Genomic DNA, 12,281 nt, shown 5'->3' with positions numbered 1-12,281 from the left:
TCCCTTCGCATTGCCCGCCGCAGCGATTCTACGGCCGCGCGGCCGCCGAATTCGGTGTCCTCACCAGGCGTGCACGGTGTTCTGCGCGGACTCCAGATCCTGTCCGAGCAATAGTTCGACGGCGTCGCAACCGTTGGCGATGAGGAGTTCGACCTCGCTCCGAGCCGAGGACGGAAACGGTTTCAACACGAAATCGGCGGGATCCTGCCGGCCGGGTGGCCGGCCGATGCCGATGCGCACGCGCAGATAGTCGCGCGTACCGAGTGCCTGACTGAGCGACCGCAGCCCGTTGTGGCCGCCCTCGCCGCCGCCCCGTTTGAGACGGACGGCGCCGAAGTCGATGTCGAGTTCGTCGTGGACGACGATCAGGTCGTCAGTCGTGACCGAGTAGAACTTGGCGAGCGGGCCGATCTGACGGCCGGACTCGTTCATGTAGGTGCGGGGTTTGGCCACGAGTACCGACTGGCCGCCGAGGCGTACCTCGGCGACCTCGGCGCCGGACTTCTTGTGCACCTTCCAGCGCTCGCCGGCCGAGGCGACGAGGCCGTCGGCGACCATCGCGCCGACGTTGTGCCTCGTCTTCTCGTACTTGGACCCGGGGTTGCCGAGTCCGACAATGAGTTTCACCACTTACGCAGTTTCACCACCCGAGCCGGGCAGTCCGGGGTCGGATTACTCCGACTCCTCGGCGGCTTCCTCGGTCGCCTCGCCCTCGGCGTCGCCTTCGGCCGCGGCGTCTGCCGAGCCGTCGGCGTCGGACTCGGTGGCGGCGAGCTGCGCCTCGGTGACCGACACGATGAGGGTCTCGGGATCGGCGGTGAGGGTCACACCCTCGGGCAGGTCCAGATCAGAGGCGTGCACGGACAGGCCGATCTCGGCACCCTCCACGCTGACGACGATCTGCTCGGGGATCGACAGGGCGTCGGCCTCGACCTCGACGACGCTGGCGTCCTGGACGACGAGGGTGCCCGGGGCGGCGTCGCCCTCGACGATGATCGCGATCTCGACGGTGACCTTCTCGCCACGACGGACAATCAGCAGATCGGCGTGCTCGATGTAGTTGCGGATCGGGTGGACGTCGACCTGCTTGGTGAGCGCGAGCTGGCTGGAGCCCTCGATGTCGAGGTCGATGACGGCGTTGAGGCCGCTGTTACGCAGGATGGCGGCGAACTCACGGGCCGGGAGGTGCAGGTGCTGCGGGTCGGTTCCGTGGCCGTACAGCACGGCGGGGACCTTGCCCTCGCGACGCGCGCGGCGGGCTGCGCCCTTGCCCTTCTCGGTACGGGTGCTGACGGACAGCTTGCTGGTCTGGGTGGCCATGACGGTCTCCTCGCGATCGGTGGGTGTGTTCTGTCGGCGTCGCGACGAGCACCACCGGACACGAGCTCCGACCGCGGGCATCCACCTGCCCCGAGGGCGTGAGGAGTACTGCGATGGCCGCGCCGATCACGGTGACTGGGTCACCCTCGCCGAGACAACGGCGACCAGAGTAGTCGATGACCAGCCGGGATGTCACATCGCCCGCTACCGACGCCGCGCTCGGGGATACTGGTCTGCCATGACCTCACAGACGCCGATCGAGATCGTGACGACCCTGCTGACCGAGTTCGCGCGGGGCGATGTCCCCGCAGCACTGGAGACCATCGACGACGACATCGCCTACACGAACGTCTCGCTGCCGACGATCCGCGGCAAGCGAAAGGTGGCCGGTGTCCTGGGCGGGGTGGCGCGCAAGGACTCGGTGGGATTCAACTACCGGATGATCAACGTGAGCGCCGACGACGCCGGTGTGGTGCTGACCGAGCGGGTCGACGAACTCCGATTCGGTCGGCTGCATCTCCAGTTCTGGGTGTGCGGCCGGTTCGAGGTACGCGAGGGCCGGATCACGGTGTGGCGCGACTACTTCGACTACTTCGACATGACCAAGGCACTGGTGCGCGGGGTCGCGGCACTGGCCGTGCCGTCGGTGCAGCGGCCGCTGCCCGCGCCGGCCGTGTCGGCCTGACCTGAGCGCTGCCGCGCCCCGGAGTCAGAGGATCTCGTCGAGCTTCTCGATGGGCCGGGGGATGCGAGTGCCCTTGTCGGTCACCACGATCGGACGTTCGACGAGGATCGGGTGCTCGACCATGGCGTCGAGGATCTGCTCGTCGGTGGCCGATGCGAGATCGAGCTCCTTGTAGAGGGCCTCGCGTTTGCGGACGGCCTGCGCAGGTGTGATCCCGGCGTCGGCGAACAGCTCGACGAGTTGTTCGCGGCTGTACGGCTCGTCAAGATACTTCACGACTGCCGGCTCGATCCCGGCGTCGCGCAGGGCCTGCAACGCCTTCCGCGAGGTCGAACACTTCGGGTTGTGATAGATCGTCGCGTCCACGGGTGACACGGTACCCGGCGGGGCGCCGCTTGTTGGCTGAGGTGCGGGGAGCCGCAGCTTGCTCCCTGAGGAGCGCTAATCCCTCTGCTCCCTGAGGAGCGTCAATCCCTCTGCTCCCTGAGAAGCGCCAATCCCTCTGCTCCCTGAGGTGCGAGGAGCGCAAGCGACGAGCCTCGAAGGGCTGGCGACGTCATCTCGCCAGGACCCTTCGTGACGGCCTCCGCAAGCTCCGGCCTCCTCAGGGAGCGGGGGAGGCTCGCTTCGCTCGCACCTCAGGGAGCGGGGACACTCAGGCGATGCCGTCGAAAAGGCTTGTGACAGAACCGTTCTCGAAGACCTCGCGGATCGTCTGCGCGAGCAGCGGCGCGATGGAGAGGACGGTGAGGTTCTCGAACCGCTTCTCGGCCGGGATCGGCAGGGTGTCGGTGGCGATGACTTCCTTGGCGCCGCAGGACGCGAGACGCTCGGCCGCGGGATCGGAGAACACGCCGTGGGTGGTGGCGATGATGACGTCACCCGCGCCGGCGTCCTTGAGGACCCGCACGGCGCCGGCGATGGTGCCGCCGGTGTCGATCATGTCGTCGATGAGGATGCAGGTGCGTCCCTCGACCTCGCCCACCACGCGATTGGACTTGACCTGGTTGGGCACGAGCGGGTCACGCGTCTTGTGGATGAACGCCAGCGGCGCGCCACCGAGGGTGTCGGCCCACTTCTCGGCGACACGCACGCGACCGGAGTCGGGGGAGACCACGGCGATGTTGTCGGTGCCGTACTTGCCCCGGATGTACTCGGCGAGCTGTCCCTGAGCGTGCATGTGATCGACAGGGCCGTCGAAGAAGCCCTGGATCTGGTCGGTGTGCAGGTCGACGGTGATGATCCGGTCGGCGCCCGCGGTCTTGAGCAGATCGGCGATGAGGCGGGCCGAGATCGGCTCACGTCCGCGGTGCTTCTTGTCCTGGCGGGCGTAGGGGTAGAACGGCAGGATCACGCTGATGCGCTTCGCCGAGCCGCGCTTGAGGGCGTCGATCATGATGAGCGCCTCCATGACCCACTGGTTCAGCGGGTACGGGCAGCTCTGCAGGACGAAGGCGTCCGATCCGCGGACCGAGTCCTCGAAACGAACGAACAGTTCGCCGTTGGCGAAGTCGCGGGCGGTCTGCGGGGTGACCTTGATGCCCAGTTCATCGGCGACTGCTTCGGCGAGTTCGGGATGGGCACGACCAGAGAACAGCATCAGGTTCTTCTGGTTGTCAGTGGTCCAGGTCATGAAAACTCTTCTGTTCGTGTCGTTTCGGATCTGCAGGGTCGAGCGCGGGTCGGGGTGTCAAGCCGTCCCGGGGTTCTTGTCGCGTGCATCGAGGGCCGCGCGCGCCGCCGCGGTGTCGGGCCGCTTACGCACGACCCAGTCCTCGATGACGCGTTGTTCGCCCGCCGAGACCGCGAGGGCTCCCGGCGGTACATCTTGCCGCACCACGGTTCCGGCGCCGGTGTATGCCCCGTCGCCGACGCTGACCGGCGCGACGAACATGTTGTCCGAGCCGGTGCGGCAGTGGTCGCCGATCACGGTGCGGTGCTTGGCAACCCCGTCGTAGTTGACGAAGACGCTCGACGCGCCGATGTTGGAGTGCTCGCCGATGGTGGCGTCGCCGACATAGGTGAGGTGCGGGATCTTGGACCCGGCACCGATGGTCGCGTTCTTGGTCTCGACGAAGGTGCCGATCTTGCCCGCGTCCCCGAGGGCCGTGCCCGGTCGCAGGTAGGCGAAGGGCCCGACGGTGGCCTCGGCGCCGATGACCGCCTGACTGCCGTGCGTGCGGATCACCTGCGCGCCGGGTCCGACGGTGACGTCGGTGAGAGTGGTGTCGGGTCCGATCACGGCGTCGGCGGCGATGTGCGTGCGTCCGTGCAGCTGTGTGCCGGGCGCGATGTGCGCGTCGGGCTCGATGGTGACGTCGGTGTCGATCCAGGTGGTGGCGGGGTCGACGACGGTCACCCCGTCGAGCTGATGACGACGGATGATACGGCGGTTCAGTTCGGCGCCCAGGGCGGCGAGTTGGGCACGGTCGTTGCAGCCGGCCACGAGCACGGGATCGGCGACGGTGTGTCCGCGGACGGCCCGGCCCTCGCCGCGGGCGATCTCGACGATGTCGGTGAGGTAGTACTCGCCTTGCACGTTGTCAGTCGACAGCTTCGACAACCCGTCGCGCAGCGCAGCGGCGTCGAAGGCGTACACGCCGGCGTTGACCTCGGTGATCGCGCGCTGCTCCGGGGAGGCGTCCTTGTGTTCGACGATCGCGGTGACGGCCTTCCCGTCGCGGATGATGCGTCCGTATCCGGTCGGGTCGTCGGCGACGAAGCTCGTCAGCGTGACCGCGGCCCCGCCGTCGGCGAGATGGGTGTCGATGAGCGCGCGGAGGGTTTCGGAGTCGAGGAGGGGGACGTCGGCAGCGGTGACGACGACGGTGCCGTCGAAGTCGTCGGGGAGTCCGCCGAGTCCCACGCGGGCGGCGTCACCGGTCCCGCGGGGCGCGTCCTGTTCGGCGATCCCGATCTCGACGCCGAGGCCTGCCCCGATCTCGCCGATGGCAGCCGAGACCCGTTCGCGTTCGTGGCTGACGACGGCGATGAGATGCTCGGGGTCGATGCCCGCGGTCCCGTGGAGCGCGTGGCCGACGAGCGAGCGGCCGCCGATGGTGTGCAGGATCTTCGGGGTCTTGGACTTCATACGGGTACCGGCACCCGCGGCCAGGACGATCACGGCCACGGACGGCGACGTTCCCGTCATCGAATGCCCACCCTCTTCCTGATCGGTGACTGCCACGATCATGTCTCTCCGACGGCGCCGGCGGGGGTCGCTGACCGGGTTCGCGGTCGCACGTCGGGTGCGATCCTACGCATCGGTACCCGATGGCAGAAATGCAGCGCGCTGTTTGTGGCGAAACCTCGCGACCGGGCCTGATAGAACACATAGGGACCGCAACGCCGAGCGATCAATCGGTAGATCATTGCCGTTGTCGCTGACGGAACAGGGTGGGTGCGGGGGAACCAACCATGCGCGCCGGAGTCGTCCGGCTCGCGAAACGACCACACGGAGGTAGTGAATGAGCACGCAGAAGACGGCGATCGTCACCGGGGCCGCACGGGGGATCGGTGCGGCGGTGGCCAAGCGCCTGGCCGACGACGGGCTCGCGGTGGCCGTCCTGGACCTCGACGCCGACGCCTGCGCCGACACCGTCAAGGCCATCACCGACGCCGGTGGCAAGGCCGTCGCGGTCGGCGCCGACGTCGCCGACGAGGCCTCGGTGAACGCGGCCGTGGACAAGGTCGTCGCCGAACTCGGAAAGCCGACCGTCGTCGTGAACAACGCCGGCATCACCCGCGACAACCTGCTGTTCAAGATGACCGTCGATGACTGGGACGCCGTCATGGCCGTGCACCTGCGGGGCGCGTTCAACGTCACCAAGGCCGCCCAGAAGTACATGGTCGAGGCGGAGTGGGGACGCATCGTCAACCTGTCGAGCACCTCGGCACTCGGCAACCGGGGACAGGTCAACTACTCGGCGGCCAAGGCCGGCATGCAGGGCTTCACCAAGACCCTCGCCATCGAACTGGGCCGGTTCGGCGTGACCGCGAACGCCATCGCGCCCGGGTTCATCGAGACCGAGATGACCGCCGCCACCGCCGAGCGCGTCGGCGTGCCCTTCGAGGACTTCAAGCGCGCCGCCGCCGGCCAGATCCCGGTCAACCGCGTCGGCGTGCCCGAGGACATCGCCCACACCGCGTCGTTCTTCATCAGCGAAGGTGCCGGCTTCGTGTCGGGGCAGGTCGTCTACGTGGCCGGCGGCCCCAAGGACTGATCACTCCCAGACGTCGACTCGACTCCCAGACCTCGATCGAAGTCTGTGAGTCGAGTTGACGTCGAGTGGTCACCTGGCGTGAGTGCCCGCGGGCTGTGGCACAATCGTCAGCGCAGTGATCCGCCATGGTGTAATCGGCAACACTCCTGATTTTGGTTCAGGCATTCTAGGTTCGAGTCCTGGTGGCGGAGCTCATGAGTCGCGGCGCAGCCGCGGCCTCCGGAGAGTCTCACGACGAGCAGCCCGGTCCCAGGCGAGGCTCAACCCCCCGGGCGCGCAAGTCCCAGATTGTTCCGCAGCGTCGATCCCTCGTAGTCGGTGCGATACACGCCCAGCTCCTGCAGCGCCGGCACCACCTCGTCGACGAACCGGTCGAGCCCGCCGGGCACGATGTGGGGCACCAGGATGAAACCGTCGGCGACGTCGGCCTGCACGAAATCGTTGATCGTGTGCGCGATCGTCTGCGGCGAGCCGACGAAAGACTGGCGGCCGGTGACCTCGATGATGAGTTCACGCGTCGTCAGGTTCTTCGCCTCGGCCAGGTCGCGCCATTCGCGCGCCACGGCGACCGGGTCACGGTGCATGCGCACGCTCGCGCGTCCCTTCGCGACCGTGTTCTCGCCCGGGATCGGATCCACCTGCGGCAGCGGACCGTCGGGGTCGTGATCGGACAGATCCCGGTTCCACAGCTGTTCCAGGAACTTGATCGCCGTCTGACCGCTGACCTGTTGCAGGCGCACCTCGTGGGCGAGTTCGGCTGCCTGCGCGTCGGTGTCGCCGACGACGAAGGTGGCGGCGGGCAGTGCCAGGAGCTGTTCGGGGCGTCGTCCGTATGCGGCGAGTCGTCGTTTGACGTCGGTGTAGAACGCCCGGCCGGCGTCGTAGGTGGCGTGCCGGGAGAAGATGGCGTCGGCGGTCGCGGCCGCGAACTCTCGGCCCTCGTCGGAGTCCCCGGCCTGGAAGATGACCGGCCGCCCCTGTGGCGGACGAGGCGTCGGAAAATGTCCGCGGATGTCGAATTGCGAACTGGTGACGTCGAATTCACCCGCCTCGAGGCGTGCCAGGAATCGGCCGTTCTCGGCATCGGCGACGACGTCATCGTCGCGCCATGAGTCCCAGAGCGTCGCGGCGGCGGTGAAGAATTCCTTCGCGCGTGCGTACCGTTGGTCCTCGGGCAGATAGCCGCCACGGCGGAAGTTCTCGCCGGTGAACTCGTCCCACGAGGTCACCACATTCCAGGCCGCGCGTCCGGCGGACAGGTGATCGAGGGTGGCGAATTGCCGTGCGACGTCGACGGGTTCGTTGAAGGTCGAGTTGATGGTGCCGGTCAGGCCGAGGTGGGTGGTGACCGCGGCCAACGCGGACAGCACGGTGAAGGTGTCCGGTCGGCCGACCACGTCGAGGTCGTAGATCAGCCCGTTCTGCTCGCGGAGCCGCAGTCCTTCGGCGAGGAAGAAGAAGTCGAACTTCCCGCGCTCGGCGGTCTGCGCGAGGTGGACGAACGAGTCGAACTCGATCTGGCTGCCCGACGCCGGGTCGCTCCACACCGTGGTGTTGTTGACCCCGGGGAAGTGGGCGGCGAGATGGACCTGTTTGGTCATGCGACACCGGCCTTTCCAGTGGCGAAACGATTGGACGGGCGCGCCAGGCCGAGGTGCCCGCGCAGCGTCGAATGGCTGTACTCATCGCGGAACAGGTTGCGGCGCCGGAGTTCCGGTACGAGCTCTCGGGTGATCGCGCGCAGGTCCTCGGGCAAGGCGGCCGGGTGCAGTCGTATTCCGCTGATCCCTGCCACCGCGGCCCAGCGCTCGATCTCGTCCGCGAGCCCGACCGGTGTGCCGGTGAAGACCGCGCTGTCGGGCGTGAACGGTCCATCGGCTAAGTCGTCGAGCCGCGCCCGACGGTCGTCGGCCTCCGCCTCCGATGCGGCGAGCACGACGAACAGGTCGACGAACAGGAGTGCTGGATCGGTGATCTCGCGACCGGCGTCGGAGTGTGCGGTGCCCACGGCGTCCACCGCGCGTACGGCGTCGTCGACGTCGCGCGGGCTGATGAACCCGAGGTCGGCGCCCCGACCGATCAGCCGCAGATCGGTGGGGTGGGCGCCGGTCGCGGCGATGACCGGCCGGCCCTGCGGCGGGCGCGGCGTGATGGCGGGGCCGCGCACCGAGAAATGATCCCCGGCGAAGTCGATGTGGTGCAGCTTGTCCCGGTCGACGAAGCGACCGGTTGCGACGTCGCGGATCTCGGCGTCGTCCTCCCACGAATCCCAGAGCAGACCGAGCACGGTCGCGAAGTCGAGGGCCTCGGACGCGAGATCGGCGAGCACCGCCGGATCGTCGGGAAATCGTCGTCGGCCGAACAGCGCGGCCTCGTCCGGGTCCGCGGTCGTACGCAGCAGGACCCCGGCGCGACCCTGACTCACATAGTCGAGGGTCGCGATCGCCTTGGAGACGTGGAACGGCTCGGTGTGGGTGGCGGTCGCCGTCGGGATCAGCCCGATCGAACGGGTCGTGGGAGCGAGACGGGAGGCGAGTAGTACCGAGTCGAGTCCTCCCGTCGCCCGGTCGGTGCGGGGATGCCCGCGATGCAGGGCGAAGGTATCCGCGAGGGTGACGAAGTCCAGGACCCCGGCTTCGGCCTCGCCGACCAGTTGCTGCCAGTGCGCCGCTGTCGTGAGCGCGTTTGCCCGGGCCCCGGGCGCACGCCACGCACCCGGATGCGACCCGCAACCGTCCAGCGCCACGGCGACGCGTACGTGTTCGGTCATCGAGTCTCCCCTCGAGTCGTGTCGTCGATGTGTGTCTCCGTCTCGAACAGTGGCGGCATGACACGGGATTCCAGGGCCCGGTCATCGGATCGGCGTGGGCCTAACCCTTCCGATGTCCCGCCGATGCCGCTTCGGTGATCAGGATGAGGTGTGTTCGGCACAGGACTCGAGACGGTCGGGGAGCGGTATGACGGGACATGAACCCATACCGCTGTCGGTGCTCGACCTCGCGCCGGTCACCGAGGGAAGTGACGCGGCGACGGCGGTGCGTCGCAGCGTTGCCTTGGCCCGGCACGCCGAACGTCTGGGATATCACCGCTTCTGGCTCGCCGAGCATCACTTCGTGGCAGTGGCCAGCTCGTCGACGACCACGCTCATCGGACTCATCGCCGGCGCGACCGAGTCCATCCGCGTGGGATCTGCGGCGGTCCAGAGCGGCCTGCACACCCCGGTGTCGATCGTGGAGGCCTTCGGGACCATCGACGCGCTCCACCCTGGCCGACTGGACCTGGGTCTCGGTCGTTCCGCGCAGCGTCGCACCGAGTTGGCGACCGCCGACCGGAAATCCGCACCCCGCGAGCCCGCACCCCGACAGCCCGACGAGGTCGTCGACGGCCTGCTCATACCGTCGCCGTTCCCCGTCGAGTCGATCCTGAACGCGCCGCGGGTCGTCGCCGCGTTCGAGGCCTCGCAGTTCGACGGTGCGTCGCCGCCGGACTTCGACGACGCCGTCGGTGATGTCCTGGCGCTCCTGACGGGCGGGTTCAGTCACCGCGACGTCGAACTGACCGCGGTGCCGGGGCAGGGCGCCGACGTGGCGGTCTGGATCTTCGGGAGCAGCAAGGGGCAGAGTGCCCAGACCGCAGGTGCGCGCGGGTTGCCGTTCGTCGCCAATTATCACGTCAGCCCGAGCACGGTCCTGGAGGCCGTCGAGGCATACCGAAGTGCGTTCCGGCCGTCGCCGGTACTGGCCGAGCCGTATCTGGTCGTCTCCGCGGATGTCGTTGTCGCCGCTGATGAATCGACCGCACGGCACCGTGCATCCACCTACGGACACTGGGTGTACGGCATCCGCAGCGGAGCGGGCGCGCAACCGTACCCGGACCCTGACACGGCACGGCCGCTCGACGATGACGCGCTCCCGCTGGTCGACGATCGCGTGCGCACCCAGTTCGTCGGCGACCCCGACACCGTGGTGGACGGGCTGCGCACCCTCGTGCGGGTGACCGGCGCCGACGAGCTGCTCGTCACCAGTGTCACCCACGACTTCGACCATCGGCTGGCGTCGCATGAGTTGCTGGCGGCCGCATGGGGATTGCGAGGGAAGTGAGATGACCGGCTACGCGGCAGAGGGTTTCGGACGACGCGCCGGTGTGCGGTCGTCGTTGAGGGTGCTGTTCACCGGCATCCGGCGTCGCGTCGACGTGGATTTACTCGCCGTGTGTGCGGCGCTGCATCCGGAGGCACCGCCCCTGGGTCTCCCGTTGGAGTCAGCAAGAACGGTCGGCCGCGGAAAGGTCTCATAACCGGGTCCCGGTGGCACCATGAGGTTCTCCGGTGACGACGGTCGTCGCCGACGAGCAGCCACGAGGAACGCCCACCATGTACGAGACCCCGGATGAACTACACGAACTGCAGACCCTTCTCGACGCGTCCCTGTCCCGATCGACAGATCATCTGCGGTCCATCATCAGCAGCCAGAACACGGTCGGCGCACCGCAATTGGTCGAGATCCTGACGGGCATGCGTGTTCTCGCGCTCTCGACCGTGACCGCGGCGGGCGAGCCGAGAATCAGCGCCGTCGACGGGCATTTCCTCCACGGGAAGTGGATCTTCGGCACGGCGCGCACAGCTGCGAAGGCTCGGCACCTCACCGCCCGTCCGGCCGCCAGCGCGGCTCACATCCAGGGCGAGGAGCTCGGAGTGTTCACCCACGGGACGGTCGAGATCCTCAACCCGCTCGACGGCGACCGCGCCGATGACTGGCCCGAGTTGGTGGCCCACTTCCAGAAGATCTACGGCGACGATGCGTTCGACTGGGACGTCGAGGTCATCTACTTTCGCCTGCACCCGCATTGGATGACGGTCTAGGCACCGAACCAGTCTCATTGACTCCGAGTCGACGGTCAGTCGACCGGGACGATGAAGCCTTCCTTCACGAGCCAGTCGTAGGCGACGTCGGAGGGGTCGGCGCCATCGATGTCGATGAGTCCGTTGAGTTCCTGCATGAGCTCGTCGGTGAGTTTCGCCGACACCGGTGCCATGAGTTCGGCGATCTCCGGGTTGGCCTCGTTGAGGCCGGTGTCGATGACGACACACCCGCTGTAGGGCAGGAAGAACTTCCTGTCGTCTTCCAGGACGACGAGCTCGAGGTTCTTGATCCGGCCGTCGGTGGAGTAGACCATGCCGAAGTTGCAGGGTTCGCTGCGCGCGGTCGAGGTGTAGACGACACCGGAGTCCATGGTCGTCACGTTGCTCTTGGGCACGCCGCCGGGGGCGTCGAGCGGGATGTCGTAGGCCTCCAGCATGGGGATGAAACCGTCCGCGCGCGAGAGGAACTCGTCGTTGATGCAGAACGTCCGCTCGGATTCGGGCAGCTTCGCGATGTCGGACATCTTGGTGACGTTCAACCGCTCGGCCGTCGGTGCCGAGGCGGCGAAGGCGTAGGTGTTGTTGAACGACGACGGCGGTAGCCACTCGACACCGTTGGCGCGTTCGGCGTCGCGGACGCGCTCGTACAGCTGCTGCGGATCCGCGATGGTCTCGGTCTCACCGAGATAGGTCTGCCAGGCGGTGCCCGTGTACTCCCACACGATGTCGGCGTCACCGTTGAGAACCGCCTGCCGCGAGGACATCGAACCCGGTGCGTTGGTGAGGTCGTCGACGTCGGCCCCGGCCGCTGCCAGATAGGTCGCGGTGATCTTGCCGAGCAGGACCTGTTCGGTGAAGTTCTTCGACGTCACGGCGACCGACGTACCCTCCAGCGGGCGTTCACCGCCGGGAAGGGAAGCGGGACGGAAGGTTCCGGACGAACTCACCAGACCACACGCCGACAGCGTCATCACGAGGGCCGCCGACGCGGCCAGGATTGCGAGTGCCCGGGAGCGCAGCGAGCGGGCCGACTGCGACCGGCGCCGGGAGCGCAGCGAGCGGGCCGACTGCGACCGGCGCCGGGAGCGCAGCGAGCGGGCCGACTGCGACCGTGTCATCATGCGATCCCCCGTGGTGTTGCGACGAGTTCGACGAGGCGGCCGAGCCAGTCGATCGTCATGGCGAGCAGGGC

General features: G+C 67.9%; 13 protein-coding genes, 1 tRNA gene and 1 pseudogene. 6 read left to right on the top strand and 9 right to left on the bottom strand.

The window, feature by feature from the left end; all coding sequences use genetic code 11:
• Positions 1-60 precede the first annotated feature (60 nt).
• Positions 61-627, bottom strand: coding sequence for an aminoacyl-tRNA hydrolase (gene pth, locus FFS52_RS03515; protein ID WP_058250849.1), 567 nt, complete (start codon positions 625-627; stop codon positions 61-63).
• A gap of 45 nt (positions 628-672) precedes the next feature.
• Positions 673-1,320 (bottom strand): 50S ribosomal protein L25/general stress protein Ctc, encoded by a 648-nt coding sequence (locus FFS52_RS03510; RefSeq protein ID WP_137808845.1) that lies wholly within the window; start codon positions 1,318-1,320, stop codon positions 673-675.
• Between the two features lie 238 nt (positions 1,321-1,558).
• Between FFS52_RS03510 and FFS52_RS03505 the strand changes: the two genes are divergently transcribed.
• Positions 1,559-2,005, top strand: coding sequence for a limonene-1,2-epoxide hydrolase family protein (locus tag FFS52_RS03505; protein WP_137808844.1), 447 nt, complete (start codon positions 1,559-1,561; stop codon positions 2,003-2,005).
• 24 nt (positions 2,006-2,029) lie between these two features.
• Here the strand turns inward: FFS52_RS03505 and arsC are convergent, their stop codons facing one another.
• The 3 genes from arsC to glmU all read right to left on the bottom strand — a co-directional run bounded on the left by arsC (position 2,030) and on the right by glmU (position 5,156).
• Complete coding sequence (gene arsC / locus FFS52_RS03500) at positions 2,030-2,371, bottom strand: arsenate reductase (glutaredoxin) (RefSeq protein WP_137808843.1); 342 nt, start codon at positions 2,369-2,371, stop codon at positions 2,030-2,032.
• Between the two features lie 289 nt (positions 2,372-2,660).
• Positions 2,661-3,638 (bottom strand): ribose-phosphate diphosphokinase, encoded by a 978-nt coding sequence (locus FFS52_RS03495; RefSeq protein WP_004022643.1) that lies wholly within the window; start codon positions 3,636-3,638, stop codon positions 2,661-2,663.
• Between the two features lie 57 nt (positions 3,639-3,695).
• Positions 3,696-5,156: a bifunctional UDP-N-acetylglucosamine diphosphorylase/glucosamine-1-phosphate N-acetyltransferase GlmU gene (glmU, locus tag FFS52_RS03490; RefSeq protein ID WP_137808964.1), complete on the bottom strand. Its 1,461-nt coding sequence runs from the start codon at positions 5,154-5,156 to the stop codon at positions 3,696-3,698.
• A 316-nt stretch (positions 5,157-5,472) separates the two neighbouring features.
• Between glmU and fabG the strand changes: the two genes are divergently transcribed.
• A complete protein-coding gene (fabG, locus tag FFS52_RS03485; protein WP_137808842.1) occupies positions 5,473-6,228 on the top strand; it encodes a 3-oxoacyl-ACP reductase FabG in 756 nt (251 codons plus the stop codon).
• A 119-nt stretch (positions 6,229-6,347) separates the two neighbouring features.
• A tRNA-Gln gene (locus FFS52_RS03480) sits at positions 6,348-6,419 on the top strand.
• A 69-nt stretch (positions 6,420-6,488) separates the two neighbouring features.
• Here the strand turns inward: FFS52_RS03480 and FFS52_RS03475 are convergent.
• Positions 6,489-7,829, bottom strand: coding sequence for an NtaA/DmoA family FMN-dependent monooxygenase (locus FFS52_RS03475; RefSeq protein WP_137808841.1), 1,341 nt, complete (start codon positions 7,827-7,829; stop codon positions 6,489-6,491).
• Positions 7,826-8,998: an LLM class flavin-dependent oxidoreductase gene (locus FFS52_RS03470; RefSeq protein WP_137808840.1), complete on the bottom strand. Its 1,173-nt coding sequence runs from the start codon at positions 8,996-8,998 to the stop codon at positions 7,826-7,828. Before FFS52_RS03470 ends, FFS52_RS03475 begins: the two co-directional genes overlap by 4 nt.
• Positions 8,999-9,185: 187 nt before the next feature.
• Between FFS52_RS03470 and FFS52_RS03465 the strand changes: the two genes are divergently transcribed.
• The 3 genes from FFS52_RS03465 (at position 9,186) to FFS52_RS03455 (ending at position 11,089) form a co-directional block, all read left to right on the top strand.
• Positions 9,186-10,328, top strand: a complete 1,143-nt coding sequence (locus tag FFS52_RS03465; protein WP_137808839.1) for an LLM class flavin-dependent oxidoreductase — start codon at positions 9,186-9,188, stop codon at positions 10,326-10,328.
• Between the two features lies 1 nt (position 10,329).
• Entirely contained in the window at positions 10,330-10,524 is a 195-nt protein-coding gene (locus FFS52_RS03460) for a hypothetical protein (protein WP_137808838.1), read from the top strand.
• Positions 10,525-10,600: 76 nt separating this feature from the next.
• Positions 10,601-11,089 (top strand): pyridoxamine 5'-phosphate oxidase family protein, encoded by a 489-nt coding sequence (locus FFS52_RS03455; RefSeq protein WP_137808963.1) that lies wholly within the window; start codon positions 10,601-10,603, stop codon positions 11,087-11,089.
• A 35-nt stretch (positions 11,090-11,124) separates the two neighbouring features.
• Here the strand turns inward: FFS52_RS03455 and FFS52_RS03450 are convergent, their stop codons facing one another.
• Together FFS52_RS03450 and FFS52_RS23830 are read right to left on the bottom strand one after the other, a co-directional pair.
• Positions 11,125-12,060, bottom strand: a complete 936-nt coding sequence (locus tag FFS52_RS03450; protein ID WP_137808962.1) for a glycine betaine ABC transporter substrate-binding protein — start codon at positions 12,058-12,060, stop codon at positions 11,125-11,127.
• 146 nt (positions 12,061-12,206) lie between these two features.
• Positions 12,207-12,281: pseudogene (locus tag FFS52_RS23830) on the bottom strand (ABC transporter permease); the annotation flags it as partial.

This window comes from Gordonia sp. ALPHA1B1 (assembly GCF_005502615.1).
Lineage (GTDB): Bacteria > Actinomycetota > Actinomycetes > Mycobacteriales > Mycobacteriaceae > Gordonia > Gordonia hongkongensis.
Note: the sequence above shows the minus strand (reverse complement) of the source record. Positions and strands in the feature narration are given on the sequence as shown.

Coding starts and splice junctions, on each gene's coding strand:
- FFS52_RS03510 (WP_137808845.1), bottom strand. CDS start 1,320: ATGGCCACCCAGACCAGCAAGCTGTCCGTCAGCACCCGTACCGAGAAG.
- FFS52_RS03505 (WP_137808844.1), top strand. CDS start 1,559: ATGACCTCACAGACGCCGATCGAGATCGTGACGACCCTGCTGACCGAG.
- FFS52_RS03495 (WP_004022643.1), bottom strand. CDS start 3,638: ATGACCTGGACCACTGACAACCAGAAGAACCTGATGCTGTTCTCTGGT.
- glmU (WP_137808964.1), bottom strand. CDS start 5,156: ATGACGGGAACGTCGCCGTCCGTGGCCGTGATCGTCCTGGCCGCGGGT.
- fabG (WP_137808842.1), top strand. CDS start 5,473: ATGAGCACGCAGAAGACGGCGATCGTCACCGGGGCCGCACGGGGGATC.
- FFS52_RS03475 (WP_137808841.1), bottom strand. CDS start 7,829: ATGACCAAACAGGTCCATCTCGCCGCCCACTTCCCCGGGGTCAACAAC.
- FFS52_RS03470 (WP_137808840.1), bottom strand. CDS start 8,998: ATGACCGAACACGTACGCGTCGCCGTGGCGCTGGACGGTTGCGGGTCG.
- FFS52_RS03465 (WP_137808839.1), top strand. CDS start 9,186: ATGACGGGACATGAACCCATACCGCTGTCGGTGCTCGACCTCGCGCCG.
- FFS52_RS03460 (WP_137808838.1), top strand. CDS start 10,330: ATGACCGGCTACGCGGCAGAGGGTTTCGGACGACGCGCCGGTGTGCGG.
- FFS52_RS03455 (WP_137808963.1), top strand. CDS start 10,601: ATGTACGAGACCCCGGATGAACTACACGAACTGCAGACCCTTCTCGAC.
- FFS52_RS03450 (WP_137808962.1), bottom strand. CDS start 12,060: ATGACGCTGTCGGCGTGTGGTCTGGTGAGTTCGTCCGGAACCTTCCGT.